Consider the following 18,460-nt stretch of genomic DNA (forward strand, 5'->3'; position numbering starts at 1 on the left):
GGGCACCAAAGGCCGCATGGCAAAAACGACTTCTTTCTCCTGCTCGGCCTGCGGAGCAACACATACGCGGTGGTCCGGACGCTGCGACGCGTGCGGCGAATGGAACACCATCGTTCAAGACGTGCCCCTTTCGGCTGGCCCGACCAAGAAATCCCTCGGCGGCAAACGCGGCCAGTCCATTGCACTCACGGATTTGTCGACCGAGGAAACCCCACCGCCCCGCACCCTTTGCGGCGTGGAAGAACTTGACCGGGTATTGGGCGGTGGTCTGGTCCCGGCCTCTGCCCTTCTTGTGGGCGGAGATCCGGGCATCGGTAAATCCACGCTGCTATTGCAGGCTGCTGCCCGGTTTGCGCGTGCTGGCGTCAAAACCATCTACGTCTCGGGCGAGGAAGCCAGCGCACAGGTCCGGATGCGCGCACGTCGCCTTGGGCTTGAGGACGCGCCAGTCCAACTGGCCGCAGAAACCAACCTGCGCGACATCCTCACGACGCTTGAGGCTGAAAAGCCCGGTCTGGCGATCATCGACTCGATCCAGACCATGTGGGCCGACAACGTGGACAGCGCGCCCGGATCGGTATCACAAGTCCGGGCCGCAGCCCATGAATTGACCACATTTGCGAAACGACATGGCGTTTCGATCATCATGGTTGGCCACGTTACGAAAGAAGGTCAGATCGCGGGCCCGCGCGTGGTCGAACACATGGTCGACACTGTGTTGTATTTCGAGGGCGAACGCGGCCACCAGTTCCGCATCCTGCGCGCGGTCAAGAACCGCTTTGGCCCCGCTGATGAGATCGGTGTGTTCGAGATGACGGGCAAAGGGTTGGCTCAGGTCACGAACCCTTCGGCCCTGTTCCTGTCGGAACGCGGTACGCCCAGCCCCGGTTCTGCTGTGTTTGCAGGCATTGAAGGCACCCGCCCCGTTCTGGTCGAATTGCAGGCCCTTGTCGCCCCTTCTCCCCATTCCCAGCCCCGTCGCACGGTCGTTGGATGGGACAGCGGGCGGCTGGCCATGATCCTTGCCGTGCTCGAGGCGCGCTGCGGAATCCCGTTTGCTGGCCTTGATGTCTATCTAAACGTGGCCGGGGGGCTAAAGGTCAGCGAACCCGCCGCCGACCTCGCGGTTGCCGCAGCGTTACTCAGCGCGCGTGAAGACACCGCCCTGCCCGCCGACACCGTCGTTTTCGGAGAAATCTCGCTATCAGGGGCACTTAGACCCGCTCCGCAGACAGAAAACAGGTTGAAAGAAGCTCAAAAACTTGGTTTCACAGCGGCAATTGCTCCGGCAGGTGGCAAAACCGGCACTGTGGCAGGTCTGTCACTCACCCGACCCTCTGATTTGGTTGGGTTTGTTGGCGAAACCTTCGGAGCAGGTTAAAGTCGCGCCTTGAGGGGCAGAAAACGAACAGGCGAGGGCCATGGAAGGTTTTACAATAATTGACGGGGTCGTCGCCCTGGTCATCGTGCTATCGGGCTTATTGGCCTACTCACGTGGTTTCATGCGCGAAGTTCTGGCCATCGCTGGCTGGGTCGCAGCGGCTGTTCTGGCGTTCATCTTTGCTCCGCAGGCCGTCCCACTGGTCAAGGAGATCCCCGTAGTCGGAGATTTCCTGCGCGACAGTTGCGAGCTTTCGGTCATCACCGGCTTTGCTGCAGTCTTTGCTGTGGCGCTGATCGTGGTCAGCATTTTCACGCCGTTGTTTTCGTCACTGGTGCAACGCTCGGCTTTGGGTGGTCTGGATCAGGCGCTTGGTCTGTTCTTTGGCATCGCGCGGGGCATCCTATTGGTTGCGATCGCTTTCTTTGTCTACGACACCGTTATGACCGGTCAGTCGTACACAATTGTCGACGAAAGCCGCTCGGCCAAGGTGTTTGAGCAGTTCAGCGGTCAGATCGAAGAACAAAACCCCGAGGCCGCTTTGGGCTGGGTTACCGCACAATACGAAGAACTGGTGGCCAGCTGTACCGCAGGCAACACCCAGCCTGAGACCACTGCACCTGCGGAAGGCTAAACACCGCCCAATCCATGTTTCATCGAAAGCCCGGTTCGGACCGGGCTTTTTTCTTGTGGGTCAGGTGAAACCTTCGCCGCCGCATACAGTGCATTTGATCGTTTTTAATCCAAAACACCCATCACACCGGCTGGAGATCGGTTTGCCAAGAATATCGCGGCTTTTGACAACTTCACCTGCGCCGTTGCAGATCTGACAGGGCGCGCGCCCCATGCCCCGGCATCGATGGCACCGTTGCTTGACCCGTTCCGGTTTCTTTTGCTGAGACTTATGTTGCCACATTCGGATCCTCTGGGTGTTTCTCCAATCCAGACTTATACATATTCATGCGCATGACAGCATATATGACTGCACATGTCATCCGTTTCCCGAACATCAGCCGTTGTGCACAATTTCAGCCTGCGGCAATTGGTAAATGTGATCCTTTGATGACAGCCACGCCATTAGGCTTTATGTGGAGGCCAACCCGCCACGGAATCGGAGCCACCGATCTTGTTGTTTCTGTATGAATGCGCGCTGGTCGTGATGATGGTCGCCCTATTGGCGTCACTTTCTTCTGCCTCAAATACACCCGCGCACGCGTCACAGATTGTCCGAAGCCGTAAAGCGGTCAGTCCTCAGATCAAATCGTCATAGAAGTTGGAGCCCCGTAAATGTGTGGGATTTTGGGAATCGCAAGCCGGACACATGATGTGTTTGCCGAGATCTATGACGGGCTGCTGATGCTGCAGCACCGGGGTCAGGATGCCTCGGGGATCGTGACCTTCAATGGCGAGTTTTTCCGCGAAAAGAAGGCCAACGGTCTGGTCAAAGATGTATTCAACGCTCAGGACGCGGAAACCCTTCTGGGCCATGTTGGCATGGGCCATGTCCGGTATCCCACCGCAGGTTCGCTTAGCGCGGCCGAGGCGCAACCGTTCTTTGTGAACGCGCCATACGGCATCTATCTTGTTCACAACGGCAACATCACAAACACCGCTGAACAGCGCGAAAAGGTTACAGGCAAATACAGTCGTCACCTGCGCACCACGTCAGATTCAGAAATCCTGTTGAACGTGCTGGCCGACAAAGTGGCTGACGCGATCAAGGTGAACGGCAATGCAGAACCCATCCGCAACCTGTTTGCAGGTGTGAAGATGACGATGGAGCGGGTTCAGGGCGCTTATTCCGTGATCTGCTTGGTCGCAGGCGTTGGGATGCTAGCCTTCCGCGATCCGTTTGGCATTCGCCCCTTGTCGGTTGCAAAACGCACTGTGGATGGCGCAGGGGATGATTATGCGTTCGCCTCGGAAGATGTGGCTTTTGGCATCAATGGCTTTGAGAAACTGCGTGACCTGCGTCCGGGTGAAGCGATCCTGATCGATCTGGACGGCAACATGCACGAATTTCAAGCAGTTGAAGGCAAGCTGACACCCTGTATCTTTGAGTATGTCTATCTGGCCCGCCCGGACTCACTGCTTGACGGTGTTTCGGTCTACAAGACCCAGATGCGCATGGGTCAGACACTGGCCAAACAGATTCAGGAGTCCGGCCTGGAAATCGACCGGATTATACCGGTGCCCGACAGCGCCCGCCCCGTGGCGTTGGAAGCCGCAAAGATCACAGGCATCCCTTATCGCGAAGGTCTGGTCAAGAACCGCTACGTCGGGCGTACCTTCATCATGCCGGGTCAGGCAGAGCGACAGAAATCCGTCCGCCGCAAACTGAACGCCGTGCCGCTGGAATTTGATGGTCACAGTGTTCTGCTGATCGACGATTCCATCGTACGCGGGAACACAATTAAAAAGATCGTTCAGATGTGCCGCGACGCAGGTGCCAAAAAGGTCTATGTCGCCAGCGCCTCACCCCCGGTGAAATATCCCAACGTCTACGGCATCGACATGCCGACCAAGGCCGAACTGATCGCAAACGGCAAAGAGATCGAAGAAATCCGGGAAGAATTGGGCGCGGACGCGCTGTTCTATCAGCATCTGGATGACCTGATCTGGGCCGCGAAAGAAGGCAACCCCGAGATCGAAGCCTTTGACTGCTCGTGCTTTGACGGAAACTATATTACCGGCAGCGTCAGCGAGGATTATCTGGACAATCTGGAAAACAGCAGCCGCGTCAGCCAGAAACGTGCAGATATGCAGGTACCCGGCGGGTCGTGGAACGCAGCAAAGCTGGCGTCTGGTTAAACGGGTTTACCTTTACCATCCCACGTTAACGGCGAATGATTCGCTTTATCAGCTTGGCGACTGCATTCGTTTCGAACCGTTGTAATGAGTGGGTTTTTGCCACAACTCAGCGGTGAATGCTGCGTGATCTCAAGGGCTTTTTTGTAGGGCACGTTTGTCTCGATGACATCAGTGTGTGATGCGCTTTAGCTTCCGTTTCGGTTTTGATATTTGGCCCGCACCACTCACTTACAAAGGGGTTTGGGCTACGGTCCAGGCCGCAGATCATGTCGAATACAAAAGTCAAAAGCGCAGCCACCCAGCGTGGCGCGTTAAAGAAGAATTCCGTTTCGGTTCTTGGGGTCTTTGGGCCAAAAGCCGATCTGCGGGCCCTTATGCGGCTTTCATCGGGGCGCGTGAAAGAGGTGAAAACCGGCAGCCGAGTTGCTTCGGGTACGGTTGTTGCGATTGATGAACATGGCATTATGCTGCGACAAAGCGGCCAGACCAAGCGGATCACCATTCCCGGCAGCTAATCGCGACTTGACGCCCCGCGCGCAGGGGTACAAACCGCAGCCATGACCGATCAGACCAAAATCGCCCTTATCACCGGGGCCTCCCGCGGGTTGGGCGCTGCCCTGGCCGAAGCGTTGGCGCCCGAGTATCACATAGTTGCAGTCGCCCGAACCACTGGCGGACTGGAAGAGTTGGACGACCGGATCAAGGCCAAGGGAGGTTCGGCAACGCTGGCCCCTATGGACATCACCGATCCAAATGCCATGGCAACCTTGTGCAGAGGGATTCACGACCGATGGGGTAAGGTGGATCTCTGGTTGCACACGGCGATCCATACCTCGGCCCTGACACCAACTCATTTCATTGATCCGAAAGAGTGGTCAAAGGCCGTTAACACCAACGCCAATGCGACCTCGGTTCTGATCCCCTACGTTACGCCCCTGCTGGGTGAAAACGGCCACGCGGTGTTCTTTGACGACCCGAAGGCCGGCGAGAAGTTCTATGGCATCTATGGGGCCACCAAGGCCGCGCAGATGGCCCTGGCCCGCAGTTGGGCCGCGGAAACTGAACGCACCGGCCCACGCGTTTCAATTGTCGAACCTGCGCCTATGCCCACCGCCGTGCGCGCACGGTTTCACCCCGGAGAAGACCGGGACGCGTTGAACAGCACGGCAAACGAAGCCGCGCGCATTCTGGCACTGCTATAGGAAATGGCCCTCGCGGGCCATGCCTCCGGCGGAGGTATTTTTGGCCAGATGAAGCTGGGATCAGGCGATGTGAACGCCGTTGCGACCGGCCAGATCGACAAAGAATTGCCAGGCAACGCGGCCTGAGCGTGAGCCGCGCGTGGCTTGCCACTCAATGGCTTCGGCCCTCAGAGTGCCTGCATCGACCGATACGCCATAGGCCGCGCAATAGCGGTCAATCATGGCCAGATATTCGTCCTGATCGCAGGGGTGAAAGCCCAGCCAAAGTCCAAAACGGTCGGACAGCGAAACCTTTTCCTCAACCGCCTCGGATGGGTTGATGGCGCTGGAGCGTTCGTTTTCGATCATGTCCCTTGGCATCAGGTGACGACGGTTCGAGGTGGCGTAGAACACGACATTTTCCGGGCGACCTTCAATACCACCGTCCAGAACGGCCTTGAGCGATTTGTAATGCTGGTCATCGTGGCTGAACGACAAATCGTCACAGAACAGGATGAACCGGTGCGGCGCAGCGCGCAGATGGTTCAGAAGGCGTGCAACCGACGCCATATCCTCGCGTTGCAATTCGACCAGCTTCAAATCCGGATGGTCCGATTGCAGGGTTCCGTGCACTGCCTTGACAAGGCTGGACTTCCCCATGCCCCGCGCGCCCCACAACAACGCGTTGTTCGCCTTGTATCCGGCGGCAAACCGACGCGTGTTATCAAGCAAGGTGTCGCGCGAACGATTGATGCCGACCAACAAGTCCAAATCGACGCGGTTGACCTGGTTCACAGGCTCTAACCGGTCGGGTTCCACATGCCAGACAAATGCAGGGGCTTCGTCAAAATCCGGGGCAGCCAATGGGGCCGGTGCCATGCGGTCCAGCGCATCAGCAATACGGTTCAGGGCTTGATCATCCATAGGGGCCTCCGGTCGTTTTGGCGTTCAAACCATGTTCCTTCCGGCGCAACAAGAGGCGGAAACGAAAAAGGCGCGCCAGAGATCGGCACGCCTTGTTCAGTATTTTCTATAGATCACGATTTTTCTTCGTAATCCTGCATATGATCGGCATCCGCTTCGGCCTCTTCATCGTCGTAATAGCCGTCGGCACGTAGCTGTTCTTCGCGCTTGCGTTCGACCCGAGCGACCAGGAAGATCGAAATTTCGTAAAGGCCATAAACCACAACAAAGAGAATGATCTGCGTGATTACATCCGGGGGTGTCACGATAGCAGCCAGCACCAGAATGCCTACGACTGCATATTTGCGCACGGCACCCAGGCCTTCGGCGCTCACCAGCCCTGCCTTACCCATGAGGGTCAAAAGAACCGGCAGTTGGAAGCACAGCCCGAAAGCCACGATGAACTTGATCGTCAGGTTCAGGTATTCCTGTGCTGAGCCCTGGAAAACCACGCTCAGAGGTGCAGCAGTTGCACCATCTGCTACGGCTTCACCTTCAGCACCAAATTGCTGAAACCCAAGGAAGAAATCATAGGCCAGTGGCGTGACGACATAGAACGCGAAGCTTGCGCCCAGAAGGAACATGAAGGGCGAGGCCAGCATGAAGGGCAAAAACGCGTTCTTTTCCGACTTATACAGCCCCGGCGCCACAAAGCGCCACATCTGCATCCCGATATAGGGAAACGCCAGAATGAACCCGCCAAGCAACGAGACCTTGATAGCCACAAAGAAACCTTCCTGTGGCGAGATGAAAATCAGGCCGCAATCCTGTCCACGCTCAGTCAGTACCTCGCATAGGGGATTGGTCAGAAAGTTAAAAAGCGGCGTGGCCACGGTAAAGCAAATGATCATCCCGACCAGAAAAGCCACGACGCAGTGTATCAACCGCGTGCGCAGCTCGGCCAGATGCTCGATCAGGGGGGCCGAGGTATCTTCGATCTCGTCGGTCTTGCTCATGTCTTGCTTTCAGTGTTCAGCGCGGCTTCGGCCTCTTCCGCCTTGGCCAGTGCGTCGGCGGCTTCCTTGGCTTTGCGTTCGGCAGCGGCACGTGCTGTGGTGGCCTGAATTTTCTTGGCCTGCTCGGCCCGTTCTGCCGCCAGTTTGCCGGTTTCGCTGTCAGGATCGAACTTGGTAGGATCAATGCTTTTGGCCATATCCTGCGCGGCTTGTTTGACACCGTCCATGGCAGAACCCACAGGATTCGCGGCAGCGTCGAGACCTTTCTTGATCTCGTTCACACCAGCTTGATCGGCGGCCTCGTTCATGGCGCTGCTGAATTCGCGCGCCATGCCACGGGCTTTGCCGACAAAACGCCCGACATTGCGGAACAACACCGGCAGGTCCTTTGGCCCCACAACGATCAGGGCAACGATGCCGATGACCAGAAGTTCGGTCCAGCCCAGATCAAACATCTGCGCTTACGCCTTGTCTTTCTCGGTTTCAGGTGTGACGTCCTTGGCCATCTCGGACGCATCTTGTTCCAGCTCTTCCGTGCCATCCTTCACGCCCTTCTTGAACGCGGTGATACCTTTGCCTACTTCACCCATCAGCGAGCTGATCTTGCCGCGGCCAAACAGAACCAGAACCACAACGGCGATCAGCAGAAGACCGGGAAGGCCGATATTGTTGAGCATGTCTTTTCTCCTCTTTCATCGGCACCCTTACGTGCCGGGAATATGAACTGGCTCTGTGTTTACGCCCGGATGCGTTGCCTCAAAAGGGATCAAGCACGGTTTGAAGGGAAAAATTGATGTGATCCCGCAAAATCTAAGGGCTCGCATTTTACAACTGACAGGTTTATGTCAGTTGAATAGCAATAAGAAGACGGTATCGAAACCTGGTCAACGGAGACCCAAATGACCCATGTTGCTGAAATCGTCACCTTCACCCTTGCCAACGGCACCACACCGGAAGAATTTGTGAAACTCAGCCAAGCCTCAGAAGCCTTTGTCCGCAGCGCACCGGGCTTCGCCCATCGCCAGTTGAGCCAGGGCGAAGACGGGCGTTGGACCGATTATGTCGTCTGGACGGACATGAAGGCGGCCAAAGACGCCGCCGCGCAATTCCCACAACAGGACTTCTGCGCCGGTCTGATGGCAGCCATCAATCCTGACAGCATTCAGATGCGCCACGAGAACGTGTTATGGAACATGACCGCCTAAGCGCGGTCTGGACGGCGTAATATGCGCCGCACGGATCGTCTTTTCGACATCATACAGATCCTGCGCGACGGCAAACTGCACCGTGCGCAGGACATTGCGGACCGGCTCGAGGTATCGGTCCGCACCATCTATCGCGATATGGATACGCTGGTGGCTTCGGGTGTTCCGGTCGAAGGCGAACGCGGCGTGGGCTACATGGTGCGCGAGCAGATCACCCTGCCCCCGCTGAACCTGACTACAGCCGAGCTTGAAGCGCTCAACCTCGGTATGGCTATCGTGGCCGAGGCCGCCGATCCTGACCTGAAAGCCGCTGCCAATTCTCTGGCTGACAAAATCGATGCCGTCTTGCCCACGCAGGTAGTAGCCGAAGCCGACGCATGGAAGTTCGCCGTTTACCCCTTTGCCGATGCTGCCCGTGGGCTGGCACATATGGCCCCGATCCGCGCAGCCATCAAATCGCGCCAGAAACTTCGCTTGTCATATCAAAGGATCGACGGGGTTCTGACCGAACGCACCATCCGCCCGCTTCACATGGAATACTGGGGCCGCGTCTGGACCCTCACCGCTTGGTGCGAACTTCGCCAGGGTTTCCGCGTCTTCCGTATCGACCTGATCGAAACTATCGCCCCGCTGCCGGAACTCTTTGCGGACGAACCCGGCAAACGCCTGAGCGACTACGACCCAAACGTCTGACCTTCTTCATCTTTTCAAAAATACTCCCGCCGGAGGCATGGCCCGAAACGGGCCATTCATCCTCACTTCAGGTAGGGCTCTGGATCAACAGACTCGAACCCTTTGCGCACTTCAAAATGTACATAGGCGTTGTCTCCACCCCGCAACTGCGCCAGCTTTTGACCACGACGTACGCGGTCACCTTTCTTGACGGTGATGTCGTCCACATTGGCATAAACTGTCAGCAGATCGTTTTTGTGTTTGACCACGATGATCGGAACCTGATCCGCATCCGCCGTTATCGCCGCAACCGTACCTGCCTCGGCCGCTGTTACAGCCGTACCGGGTGCTGCGGCTATGTCGATGCCCTCATTCTTGCCCTTGTTGTAGCCACGGATGATGGTACCGCTTACTGGCAGTGAAAGGGCTGAAGAGCGCGTGTTGGTCGGGGCTTCGGCCGTCACATCCGGCGCCTCGGCTTTGGGTGCAACTTTTTCTTCAGGCAGCGGCTGGGTGGCGCTTGGCGGGGTCGGAGTTGGCGATCCCTGCCCCGGCTCGGTCACTTCAGTGGCCGCAACAGGTGCCGCAGCCGTCGCAGCGCTTTGCCGGGGCGCAGGCTGGTTCTTGACCGGAATCAAAAGAAACTGACCTTCGCGCACGGTAAAATCGGGCCCAAGCCCGTTCCACTCCGCAAGCGCGTCGACCGGCACCTGATAGAGCCTCGAGATGGTGTAGGCCGTCTCGCCCCGTTTGACCTTGTGCCGGACCGGTTCCGGCCCCGAAGGCACAGGGGCGGCGGTTGGCGCGGGTTTCGCTGGTTCCAATGTCGTTGTCTGAACCGAACCCGTATCCGGGGCCTGATCGATCGCACTTCCGGCCACCGAAGCGATATCCACCCCGCTACCGGCGCCGACCGAGCGCGGCAAGGCCAGCACTTCGCCTTCTCGCAAACTGTCGGTCGCCTGCAATCCGTTGAAGCGCGACAACTCACTTTCCGGCAGGCCAACACGCGCGGCAACGTCACGCACTGTGTCGCCCCGACGGGCTACGGCAACCTGATAGTTGGGATAAGTGATCACACCCCGGCTGTCCGGTGTGGGCCGCGATGTGGTGGAAGCTTGCGCCGCATCGGCAGTCGAGAACCCACCGACCTGCCCACGCAGATCATAGTCCAATGGCCCTTCACACCCGGCCAAAACGGCCACAGCGACCAGTCCGGTCGCGCAGCGGCGCATAGCTGATTTGGATACTGCTTTCATAATTCTGTCCTCAAAGCCTGCCCCTGTTGTCCGGGGTTCCGGCGACCAATTCACAAAGCCTGTTACGTCTCGTCCTTCCCAAGCCCCTCCAGCAGAGGCACAAAACGAACCGACGTCAATTCATCATAGTCCAGACCGGTTTCAGTGCGCGTCACTTTGATCAACTGCTGCACGGCGTCCGACTGACCCACGGGTAAAACCATAATACCCCCGATTTTCAGCTGCGCCAAGAGCGGGCCCGGAGGGTCTTCGGCCGCTGCGGTCACAATGATCCGATCAAACGGCGCCTGTTCCGGCAAACCAAAGGATCCATCCGACAACATGGCAGTGATATTCGTCAGTCCCAGGTCGGCAAACAGCTTACCCGTTTCATTGACCAACCGCCTGTGGCGTTCGACCGTGTAAACCCGGCGCGCCAGCTTGGACAGGATCGCCGCCTGATAGCCTGAACCAGTGCCAATCTCGAGCACGGTGTCCCGTGCACGCACATCCAGCGCCTGCGTCATCAGCCCGACAACCGAAGGCTGGCTGATCGTCTGGCCGCAGGCAATCGGAAGCGGCATGTCCTCATAAGCGCGGTCTGCAAACAGGCCGGTGACAAACCGGCCCCGGTCCACCTGCTCCATCGCTGCCAGAACGCGCGCATCGGTCACGCCCCGTTTGCGCAGGGCAAACAGGAACTGCATTACGGTTTCAGGGTCCAGTCCGCTCATTCGACTGCCTTCAGCGCCTCCAGCATGTCGTAGGCGGTCAGGTCAGCACGCATTGGCGTGACCGAGATATAGCCTTCCAGATTGACCGCCGCATCGGTGCCCGGGGCGGTTGGGTTGTGCTGATAACCGCCTTTGATCCACAGGAATCGCCGCCCCGAGGGCGAGCTGTGCGGTTCGACCGAGAAATGCGTGTCGCGCCGGAAGCCCTGCGCTGCAACACGCGTGCCCAGCACCTCATCTGCAGGAACGGGTGGGAAATTCACGTTATAGAACAGGCGGTAATCGCCCTGCTCGGCCGGATTGGCATCCAGAATACGCCGGACCAGATCAGCGCCAAAGCGCGCGGCGGCCTCAAACGGATCATCCAGCCCAAGATTGCGCGGGCCGAAATACTGCGACAGTGCAATTGCGGGCACACCTTGCAGGGCTGCCTCCATCGCACCACCAATCGTGCCGGAATAAAGCGTGTTCTCAGCCGAGTTGTTCCCCCGGTTTACACCGGATAAAACCAGGTCGGGTCGGCAGTCTGCCATCACATCATGCAGCCCCGCCAAAACGCAATCCGCAGGCGACCCTTCGGCTGCATAGCGCCGCTCGCTCAGCTTGGCGATCATTGTGGGATGGGTGTAGCTGATACAATGCCCAACCCCGGATTGCTCGAAGGCAGGCGCAACCACCCAAACTTCGCCATCCGGCCCAGCCAGTTCGGCTGCAATCGCCTCAAGCGTGATCAAGCCCGGAGCGTTGATCCCGTCATCATTGGTCAGAAGAATACGCATATGCCCGTTTTACCCCCGCGTTTGGCCCTTGATAGACCCCGGCCTGCGTTGCGGCAAGCGACGCAGGACTGCAATCTGAGGCTTTCGCGCACCACTTGGGTGGAAATCGTCAGGTCAGGTTTTGCTCTCGGGGAATACAAAACACCTGTCCCGGCGAATGGTCAGCCACATGACGCGACCCGGACCCGGCACAAAGACATTTGGAACCGTCGCCTTGAGGATCGAGCCGTCATAGTCCATGCGAAACTCGACAAGGCTTTCGTTTCCTAAAAAGCGCGCACGCTCGACCACGCCTCGCGCAGCCACACCAGCCGAGGGCGTGGGCGAAGGCCCCTTACCATTGCGGTCAAAGTCCAGCTTGACGTGCTGCGGGCGGAATACAATTTCGACATCTGTTCCATCCGGGATACCTGGCGCAAGAAACTGACCAAACGGCGTATCCGCCAAAGCCCCATTGACTTGTGCCCGCAACACGTTGACATCACTGAAAAAAGCCACGGCAGCTTTGTCTGCCGGTCGGGTGTAAACGTTATAGGGCGCGCCTTGCTGCACCACCTTGCCACGCCGCATCAGCGCGATCTCATCCGCCATGCGCATCGCTTCTTCCGGCTCGTGCGTGACCAGCAAAACGGCGGCGTCCTCTTCCTTGAGGATGGACAGCGTTTCGTCCCGAATGCCATCACGCAGACGGTTGTCGAGGCCGGAAAATGGCTCGTCCATCAACATAATCCGGGGTCGTGGAGCCAAGGCGCGGGCCAGCGCCACACGCTGCTGCTCACCCCCAGACAACTGATGCGGAAACCCGTCGATGAAGCGCATCAGATCCACTTTGCGCAGCAGTTCTTCAACCCGGGCGCGTTTTTCATCCTTGCTGCCTTTCAGGCCAAAAGCGACATTGTTGGCCACGCTCAGATGTGGAAACAGCGCGAAATCCTGAAACATCAGACCAATCTCTCGCCGTTCCGGGGGAACCCGGAAGACAGTGTCGCAAATCAGCTTGCCATCTACGTATATCTCGCCCGAGTCCTGCATCTCGACCCCGGCGATCATGCGCAGCGTCGTGGATTTGCCGCAGCCCGACGGCCCCAACAAACACGTCACCTTGCCCGCCTGAACGGTCAGTGACACGTCATCCACCACAACCCGCCCCTCGAAGCGGCGGATAATGTTGCGAATTTCCAGACGTGGAGGAGTTGCGTTACCTGTCACCGATGGACCCCAATTGCCTTTCCCGATCAATTCCATCGGGCTTAGGCGGGGATAGCAACCCCGCCCCTCAGGTGCAAGGGATCAGCAGCAGCCGCCGCCCGAGGATGCGGTTTCACCCACGGCCTCAAACGGGCTTTCACCGCCGCAGCCTTCGAAGATGCCGTAATGGGTCGAGAAGTCACCGATAAAGTCAAAGTGCCGCGCGAACCGCGTGTCATGCAGCATCATCCATGTGTTGCCGCAGACCAGAAAGACCTTGCCGGTTTCGATGATGTGATGATCGTCCAGAACAAACTCATGCGGGGCGTTGGGTACAGTGCCCTTATAGATCACCGCCTGGCCGTAATCTTCGCAAGCCGGTTCCAGCGCGGGCAGTTTGAACAATCGATACGTCGCCGACAGGAACTTAAGCGGTGCCACACGTGCTTCGAGCGCGGGATTTTCGATAGTCAACGGACGGTGAGTCTCGCGTCTTGGATCACCAAAACCGGCCTTACGGGCCATCGACAGGAAGTCATTCCAGTACAATGCACCCGACAGGCATTCGCCATACAGCACTTCGTCCTCGGCCATCGCCTGCGGGATACGGCGGTCTGCGTAAACGTCCGAGAAATACATCTCGCCGCCTTCTTTCAACAGCCGATGCGCGCCGCGCAGAACTGCATCTTTGTCGGTGGCCAGGTTGATGACGCAGTTCGACACGATGATGTCGAAGGATCCGGGCTCCAAGTCCAGCTCATCCAGCTTTTCGATATAGCCGTGATGGAATTCTACGTTGCTTTTGGCGTGCCCAAACGCTTGGGCGTGATAGTCCTGATGCGCACGGGCAATATCCAACTGCTCGGGCGTCATGTCGACACCAACCACCCGGCCCGTTTCACCGACCATGGCTGAAAGGGCGTACACGTCACGCCCCGCGCCACAGCCCAGATCGAGGATCGACATGCCCTCAAGATCCAGAGGCGCGATCAGACCACAGCCGTAGTACCGTGTCAGCACGTCGTCATGGATTTTCGAGAGGATCTTTTTCACGTGATCCGGCATGTCATCGGGCGTACAGCACGCGTTGGTCTGCAAATCCGCGCTGCTCTGCAGGACTTCACCATAGTAATTCTGCACCGATTCATGCTTCATCGCAGTCTTCCCTTCATACTTGGTTGGTCCGCAGGTAATGCAGCGCGCTGTGTCAAGCAATCCAAAGCCTGCGTTTATTACAAAAACGTTAACTTTATATGTGGGCCTAGCCCAGCAGCTCGAAATCGACACCTGCACGAACCTTGCCGTTCACTTGCACCTCAAGACGATGCGCACCGGGCACCAGTTTGAACGTTGTGGCGTCGCCCTTCAGCTTATGACGTTTGCTTAGGTGCAAGCGACCATTCTTCAGCGCCGCCTGCTTGAGTTTATGCACCTTGGCCGAGGTTTTCCCGCCAGGGCGTTGGAAATGAACAATATAATCCACCAGAACCGGCTGTTCGCCTGCACCGGTCAGGGCAACTGAAAACTCAAGCGCATCACCAATCCGGGCTTCAGAAATCACATCAATTGACGCAGCTATTTCAGCATCCGGATCAAACCCCAGCACCTTCATCGCCTCAGGGTGTCCTGCTTTCACCAGCCCGCGCAATGTGTGCGACGTCATCCAATCCAACTCGGCCGTGTTTTGTTGCCCAGCAACGCGCCACTTTTTTAAGCGTTCCAATACCAGTTCGGGGTTCTTCTTGGTGATGTCGTTCAGATGGTTGGCCACAGACCGGGTGACATAGCGTGTGCCGTCCCCGTGCAGCTGGTCCAGCAGCGGTAGCGGATCGGTCAATTCCAGATCAATCCCCTGTCCCCATGGTAACCGGGGGCGTGTGCCCTCGCTGACCAACCGGCGCACGTGATAACTGTCATGGCTGCACCACTGTTGCATCCGCTTTATCACAGCATCAGGGGCTTGGTTCAGAAACGGGCGAATGGCCCACTCCATGGAAAACCGCTGTGTTATCTCTTCCAACACATCCAACGCCAGTTCCACATGATCCTGCCCGATCGCCGCCACCCATTCGCCCAAGGGGGCAAAGATGAAATCTCCGAAATCGTCATCTGTTTTCGTGGGGTCCAACGGCGGGGGCAAAGCGCGCAGGATAACGGGGGCAACCGTTGGCAGATCGCCCGGCACAGCCTGTTGAAGACAGTCTGAAATCCAGGCCATTCTCTCTTTCAGTTCCAGTTCCAGCAGACGCGACATGACCTGCGCATGAAACGCCTCGGCATCAAAAGACGCATCAGCTGCGTCAAACAAACCCGCGAGATAGCGGGTTTTTTCCGCATTGAACAACTGGTCTTTCAAAGAGAAATTCTGCGCCATCTTTACATCGTCATGTTTCCGGCGCCACCGTCCAGCAGAACGTTTTGCCCGACTATGAATCCCGCCTGTTGCGAACAAAGAAATGCACAAGCGGCACCGAATTCCTGCCGTGTGCCATAGCGGCGTGCAGGGATCGTGGCTGCTCGGTTTGCACGCGCCTCATCCATCGAAATGCCTTGTTGCGATGCGACACCGCTGTCCAGTGAATCCGCCCGGTCGGTGGCATGAATTCCCGGCAGCAGGTTGTTGATATTGACCCCAAAGGGCGCAACCTGACGCGACGTGCCGGCCACATATCCGGTCAGACCCGTGCGCGCCGCGTTCGACAACCCCAAGGCCGGGATCGGAGCACGCACAGATTGCGACGTGATGTTGACGACACGCCCCCATCCTTTGTCGATCATTCCGGGCAACAGTGCTTTCATAAACGCAATTGGCGTCAGCATGTTGGCATCCAACGCCTTAATGAAGTCGTCACGATCCCAATCCGACCACAATCCCGGAGGGGGACCACCTGCATTTGTCACAAGGATATCAACGCCCTGCGCCGCATCAATCACGGCCTCTTGCCCTTCGGCTGTGGTGACATCACAGGCAACGGTGTTCACCTTGACGCCGTAGTCATTTCGCAGACGCGCAGCCTCAGCCTCCAAAGCGTCAGAACCTCGCGCGTTCATCACCAGATCAACGCCTGCTTCGGCCAACGCCTCGGCGCAGCCCAATCCCAACCCTTTGCTACTGGCACACACCAGCGCACGTTTTCCCTGAATACCCAGATCCATTCTGATCCCCTTTGCCTGTCTTCGTGCGCATGTCTAGCACTGGCCAGACAAAGAAGACCAGAAACGGTTCGTTCATCAATAAAAGAACTCTTCCCGCACGATTTTGCCGTCGGCCACGTGGTAGACGCCCACTTCGCGCATATCGAAGGATTCACCAGTTTCCTTCACAGTGCCCTGCACTTCGAAAATCACGGCAAAACGGTCGTCACCATGGGGAAACGGATCACTGACGGAAGCCCCCGAGACTTCATGGGCACTTTCCCACCACTCATGCTTGCCACGTATGGCTTCCACGCCGTGGGTTTCGCGCCCCATGCCTTGAAAGTCCTGCCCTTCGACCGAAACAGCATCGGGAGCGTAAAGCGTAGACAGGTTTTCCTTGGCACGGTCCTCACGGCATCCGGCGACCAGTTCATCTGCAATCTCTTTCAAATTCATTGATCCTCTCCATTATTTGTTCACTATATGTTCTTATTGTCACAGGCACATGATTCGAACCACCCCCTTTGTCTTGCTTCGGCGGGTTTCCCCGCATATACGCGCGCTCATGCTTGATACCTCGAACCAACCAACCCTGCCGCCCGAGATCGCCCGTCGCCGGACATTCGCCATCATCTCGCACCCGGATGCGGGCAAGACCACGTTGACGGAAAAGTTCCTGTTGTATGGGGGCGCGATCCAGATGGCCGGTCAGGTGCGCGCCAAGGGCGAGGCACGGCGGACGCGGTCGGACTTTATGCAGATGGAAAAGGATCGGGGCATCTCGGTTTCCGCATCGGCCATGTCGTTCGACTATGACAATTTCCGCTTCAATCTGGTGGATACGCCCGGCCACTCGGACTTTTCAGAGGATACTTATCGCACGCTGACTGCGGTGGACGCGGCCGTCATGGTGATCGATGGTGCGAAAGGTGTGGAAAGCCAGACGCAGAAACTGTTCGAGGTCTGCCGTCTGCGCGATCTTCCGATCCTGACCTTCTGTAACAAGATGGACCGCGAAAGCCGCGATACGTTCGAGATCATCGACGAAATTCAGGAAATGCTGGCCATCGACGTCACGCCTGCGGCCTGGCCGATTGGCGTGGGCCGTGACTTCATCGGCTGTTACGACATGCTGCGTGACCGGCTGGAACTAATGGACCGCGCTGATCGCAACAAGGTGGCGGAAAGCATCGAAATCAACGGGTTGGACGACCCGAAATTGGCCGAACATGTGCCCGAGCACCTGCTGGACAAGCTGCTGGAAGAAGTCGAGATGGCGCGTGAGCTGTTGCCCGCGCTTGACCCGCAGGCGGTTTTGGAAGGCCACATGACCCCGATCTGGTTCGGTTCGGCAATCAACTCGTTTGGCGTCAAAGAGCTGATGGAAGGTATCGGCGCTTACGGCCCGCAGCCGCAGGTTCAATCGGCGGAACCGCGTCAGATTGCGCCCGACGAAAAGAAAGTCGCAGGCTTTGTCTTCAAGGTGCAGGCCAATATGGACCCCAAGCACCGCGACCGGGTTGCCTTTGTCCGTATGGCTTCAGGTCACTTCAAACGTGGCATGAAGCTGACGCATGTGCGGTCCAAAAAGCCCATGGCGATCTCGAATCCGGTTCTGTTCCTTGCATCCGACCGCGAACTGGCCGAAGAGGCTTGGGCCGGGGACATCATCGGCATCCCGAACCACGGCCAACTACGCATCGGCGATACGCTGACCGAGGGCGAGGCGCTGCGCGTGACCGGCATTCCTTCGTTTGCGCCAGAACTGCTGCAGGGCGTCCGTGCGGGCGATCCGATGAAAGCCAAACATCTGGAAAAAGCCCTGATGCAATTCGCCGAAGAAGGCGCGGCCAAAGTGTTCAAACCCTCAATCGGGTCGGGCTTTATCGTCGGCGTTGTCGGCGCGCTGCAATTCGAAGTGCTCGCCAGCCGGATTGAGATGGAATACGGCTTGCCCGTTCGGTTCGAGGCGTCGCAATTCACCTCGGCCCGATGGGTCAGCGGTGACAAGGCCGAGGTCGAGAAGTTCGTCAACGCAAACAAGCAGCACATCGCCCATGATCATGACGGTGACATCGTCTATCTGACGCGCCTGCAATGGGACATCGACCGGGTCGTGCGCGACTATCCGGCGCTAAACCTGACCGCGACAAAAGAGATGATGGTGTAATCCAACTGGCTGATTGCGCAGCCGAACCCGGCTGTGCAATCCTG

At 57.8% G+C, this 18,460-nt stretch carries 20 protein-coding genes; 8 read left to right on the forward strand and 12 right to left on the reverse strand.

Annotated elements, in window-relative coordinates:
* The first annotated feature begins 16 nt into the window (after positions 1-16).
* The 5 genes from radA to GOV90_RS03535 all read left to right on the forward strand — a co-directional run bounded on the left by radA (position 17) and on the right by GOV90_RS03535 (position 5,394).
* Positions 17-1,381 carry a DNA repair protein RadA gene (gene radA / locus GOV90_RS03515; RefSeq protein ID WP_171090399.1) on the forward strand — a complete coding sequence of 455 codons (1,365 nt, stop codon included), beginning with the start codon at positions 17-19 and terminating at the stop codon, positions 1,379-1,381.
* Between the two features lie 40 nt (positions 1,382-1,421).
* Positions 1,422-2,015, forward strand: a complete 594-nt coding sequence (locus GOV90_RS03520) for a CvpA family protein (RefSeq protein WP_171090400.1) — start codon at positions 1,422-1,424, stop codon at positions 2,013-2,015.
* 653 nt (positions 2,016-2,668) lie between these two features.
* The gene (gene purF, locus GOV90_RS03525; protein ID WP_171090402.1) at positions 2,669-4,192 is read left to right on the forward strand and encodes an amidophosphoribosyltransferase; all 1,524 of its coding nucleotides are present in this window, start codon (positions 2,669-2,671) and stop codon (positions 4,190-4,192) included.
* Between the two features lie 266 nt (positions 4,193-4,458).
* Positions 4,459-4,707: a hypothetical protein gene (locus GOV90_RS03530; protein WP_171090404.1), complete on the forward strand. Its 249-nt coding sequence runs from the start codon at positions 4,459-4,461 to the stop codon at positions 4,705-4,707.
* 42 nt (positions 4,708-4,749) lie between these two features.
* Positions 4,750-5,394, forward strand: coding sequence for an SDR family oxidoreductase (locus GOV90_RS03535; protein ID WP_171172813.1), 645 nt, complete (start codon positions 4,750-4,752; stop codon positions 5,392-5,394).
* A 60-nt stretch (positions 5,395-5,454) separates the two neighbouring features.
* Here GOV90_RS03535 and GOV90_RS03540 read toward each other — a convergent pair whose 3' ends face one another.
* From GOV90_RS03540 to GOV90_RS03555, 4 genes are all read right to left on the reverse strand, one after another.
* Positions 5,455-6,297: an ATP-binding protein gene (locus GOV90_RS03540; RefSeq protein ID WP_171090408.1), complete on the reverse strand. Its 843-nt coding sequence runs from the start codon at positions 6,295-6,297 to the stop codon at positions 5,455-5,457.
* A gap of 113 nt (positions 6,298-6,410) precedes the next feature.
* The gene (tatC, locus tag GOV90_RS03545) at positions 6,411-7,292 is read right to left on the reverse strand and encodes a twin-arginine translocase subunit TatC (protein ID WP_171090410.1); all 882 of its coding nucleotides are present in this window, start codon (positions 7,290-7,292) and stop codon (positions 6,411-6,413) included.
* Positions 7,289-7,747 (reverse strand): Sec-independent protein translocase protein TatB, encoded by a 459-nt coding sequence (tatB, locus tag GOV90_RS03550; RefSeq protein WP_171090412.1) that lies wholly within the window; start codon positions 7,745-7,747, stop codon positions 7,289-7,291. Before tatB ends, tatC begins: the two co-directional genes overlap by 4 nt.
* Before the next feature lie 6 nt (positions 7,748-7,753).
* Positions 7,754-7,969, reverse strand: coding sequence for a twin-arginine translocase TatA/TatE family subunit (locus GOV90_RS03555; RefSeq protein WP_171090414.1), 216 nt, complete (start codon positions 7,967-7,969; stop codon positions 7,754-7,756).
* A gap of 222 nt (positions 7,970-8,191) precedes the next feature.
* Here GOV90_RS03555 and GOV90_RS03560 point away from each other — a divergent pair, with 222 nt between their 5' ends.
* Positions 8,192-8,497 carry a hypothetical protein gene (locus tag GOV90_RS03560; protein WP_171090416.1) on the forward strand — a complete coding sequence of 102 codons (306 nt, stop codon included), beginning with the start codon at positions 8,192-8,194 and terminating at the stop codon, positions 8,495-8,497.
* Positions 8,498-8,518: 21 nt separating this feature from the next.
* Entirely contained in the window at positions 8,519-9,190 is a 672-nt protein-coding gene (locus GOV90_RS03565; protein ID WP_171090417.1) for a YafY family protein, read from the forward strand.
* A gap of 62 nt (positions 9,191-9,252) precedes the next feature.
* On the opposite strand, the gene GOV90_RS03570 is transcribed toward GOV90_RS03565, so the two are convergent.
* The 8 genes from GOV90_RS03570 to GOV90_RS03605 form a co-directional block, all read right to left on the reverse strand.
* Positions 9,253-10,428 carry a peptidoglycan DD-metalloendopeptidase family protein gene (locus tag GOV90_RS03570; protein WP_171090419.1) on the reverse strand — a complete coding sequence of 392 codons (1,176 nt, stop codon included), beginning with the start codon at positions 10,426-10,428 and terminating at the stop codon, positions 9,253-9,255.
* Positions 10,429-10,490: 62 nt separating this feature from the next.
* Complete coding sequence (locus GOV90_RS03575; RefSeq protein ID WP_171090421.1) at positions 10,491-11,141, reverse strand: protein-L-isoaspartate(D-aspartate) O-methyltransferase; 651 nt, start codon at positions 11,139-11,141, stop codon at positions 10,491-10,493.
* Positions 11,138-11,920: a 5'/3'-nucleotidase SurE gene (gene surE / locus GOV90_RS03580; protein ID WP_171090423.1), complete on the reverse strand. Its 783-nt coding sequence runs from the start codon at positions 11,918-11,920 to the stop codon at positions 11,138-11,140. The genes GOV90_RS03575 and surE overlap by 4 nt, the downstream gene beginning before the upstream one ends.
* A 114-nt stretch (positions 11,921-12,034) precedes the next feature.
* On the reverse strand, positions 12,035-13,165 hold the full coding sequence (locus tag GOV90_RS03585) for an ABC transporter ATP-binding protein (protein ID WP_171090425.1): 1,131 nt from the start codon (positions 13,163-13,165) through the stop codon (positions 12,035-12,037).
* A 45-nt stretch (positions 13,166-13,210) separates the two neighbouring features.
* Complete coding sequence (locus GOV90_RS03590; protein WP_171090426.1) at positions 13,211-14,263, reverse strand: methyltransferase domain-containing protein; 1,053 nt, start codon at positions 14,261-14,263, stop codon at positions 13,211-13,213.
* A gap of 106 nt (positions 14,264-14,369) precedes the next feature.
* Entirely contained in the window at positions 14,370-15,482 is a 1,113-nt protein-coding gene (locus GOV90_RS03595) for a hypothetical protein (RefSeq protein WP_171090428.1), read from the reverse strand.
* Between the two features lie 2 nt (positions 15,483-15,484).
* A complete protein-coding gene (locus tag GOV90_RS03600) occupies positions 15,485-16,264 on the reverse strand; it encodes an SDR family oxidoreductase (protein WP_171090430.1) in 780 nt (259 codons plus the stop codon).
* A 75-nt stretch (positions 16,265-16,339) separates the two neighbouring features.
* Positions 16,340-16,702, reverse strand: a complete 363-nt coding sequence (locus GOV90_RS03605; RefSeq protein WP_171090432.1) for a nuclear transport factor 2 family protein — start codon at positions 16,700-16,702, stop codon at positions 16,340-16,342.
* A 109-nt stretch (positions 16,703-16,811) separates the two neighbouring features.
* Here GOV90_RS03605 and GOV90_RS03610 point away from each other — a divergent pair, with 109 nt between their 5' ends.
* Complete coding sequence (locus tag GOV90_RS03610; RefSeq protein ID WP_171090433.1) at positions 16,812-18,416, forward strand: peptide chain release factor 3; 1,605 nt, start codon at positions 16,812-16,814, stop codon at positions 18,414-18,416.
* The last annotated feature ends 44 nt before the right edge of the window (positions 18,417-18,460 follow it).

This window comes from Ruegeria sp. HKCCA5929 (assembly GCF_013034525.1).
In the GTDB taxonomy this organism is placed as follows: Bacteria; Pseudomonadota; Alphaproteobacteria; order Rhodobacterales; family Rhodobacteraceae; genus Ruegeria.

Excerpts from the sequence above, each read along its gene's own strand:
- radA (WP_171090399.1), top strand. The coding sequence starts at position 17 with ATGGCAAAAACGACTTCTTTCTCCTGCTCGGCCTGCGGAGCAACACAT.
- GOV90_RS03520 (WP_171090400.1), top strand. The coding sequence starts at position 1,422 with ATGGAAGGTTTTACAATAATTGACGGGGTCGTCGCCCTGGTCATCGTG.
- purF (WP_171090402.1), top strand. The coding sequence starts at position 2,669 with ATGTGTGGGATTTTGGGAATCGCAAGCCGGACACATGATGTGTTTGCC.
- GOV90_RS03530 (WP_171090404.1), top strand. The coding sequence starts at position 4,459 with ATGTCGAATACAAAAGTCAAAAGCGCAGCCACCCAGCGTGGCGCGTTA.
- GOV90_RS03535 (WP_171172813.1), top strand. The coding sequence starts at position 4,750 with ATGACCGATCAGACCAAAATCGCCCTTATCACCGGGGCCTCCCGCGGG.
- GOV90_RS03540 (WP_171090408.1), bottom strand. The coding sequence starts at position 6,297 with ATGGATGATCAAGCCCTGAACCGTATTGCTGATGCGCTGGACCGCATG.
- tatC (WP_171090410.1), bottom strand. The coding sequence starts at position 7,292 with ATGAGCAAGACCGACGAGATCGAAGATACCTCGGCCCCCCTGATCGAG.
- tatB (WP_171090412.1), bottom strand. The coding sequence starts at position 7,747 with ATGTTTGATCTGGGCTGGACCGAACTTCTGGTCATCGGCATCGTTGCC.
- GOV90_RS03555 (WP_171090414.1), bottom strand. The coding sequence starts at position 7,969 with ATGCTCAACAATATCGGCCTTCCCGGTCTTCTGCTGATCGCCGTTGTG.
- GOV90_RS03560 (WP_171090416.1), top strand. The coding sequence starts at position 8,192 with ATGACCCATGTTGCTGAAATCGTCACCTTCACCCTTGCCAACGGCACC.
- GOV90_RS03565 (WP_171090417.1), top strand. The coding sequence starts at position 8,519 with ATGCGCCGCACGGATCGTCTTTTCGACATCATACAGATCCTGCGCGAC.
- GOV90_RS03570 (WP_171090419.1), bottom strand. The coding sequence starts at position 10,428 with ATGAAAGCAGTATCCAAATCAGCTATGCGCCGCTGCGCGACCGGACTG.
- GOV90_RS03575 (WP_171090421.1), bottom strand. The coding sequence starts at position 11,141 with ATGAGCGGACTGGACCCTGAAACCGTAATGCAGTTCCTGTTTGCCCTG.
- surE (WP_171090423.1), bottom strand. The coding sequence starts at position 11,920 with ATGCGTATTCTTCTGACCAATGATGACGGGATCAACGCTCCGGGCTTG.
- GOV90_RS03585 (WP_171090425.1), bottom strand. The coding sequence starts at position 13,165 with ATGGAATTGATCGGGAAAGGCAATTGGGGTCCATCGGTGACAGGTAAC.
- GOV90_RS03590 (WP_171090426.1), bottom strand. The coding sequence starts at position 14,263 with ATGAAGCATGAATCGGTGCAGAATTACTATGGTGAAGTCCTGCAGAGC.
- GOV90_RS03595 (WP_171090428.1), bottom strand. The coding sequence starts at position 15,482 with ATGGCGCAGAATTTCTCTTTGAAAGACCAGTTGTTCAATGCGGAAAAA.
- GOV90_RS03600 (WP_171090430.1), bottom strand. The coding sequence starts at position 16,264 with ATGGATCTGGGTATTCAGGGAAAACGTGCGCTGGTGTGTGCCAGTAGC.
- GOV90_RS03605 (WP_171090432.1), bottom strand. The coding sequence starts at position 16,702 with ATGAATTTGAAAGAGATTGCAGATGAACTGGTCGCCGGATGCCGTGAG.
- GOV90_RS03610 (WP_171090433.1), top strand. The coding sequence starts at position 16,812 with ATGCTTGATACCTCGAACCAACCAACCCTGCCGCCCGAGATCGCCCGT.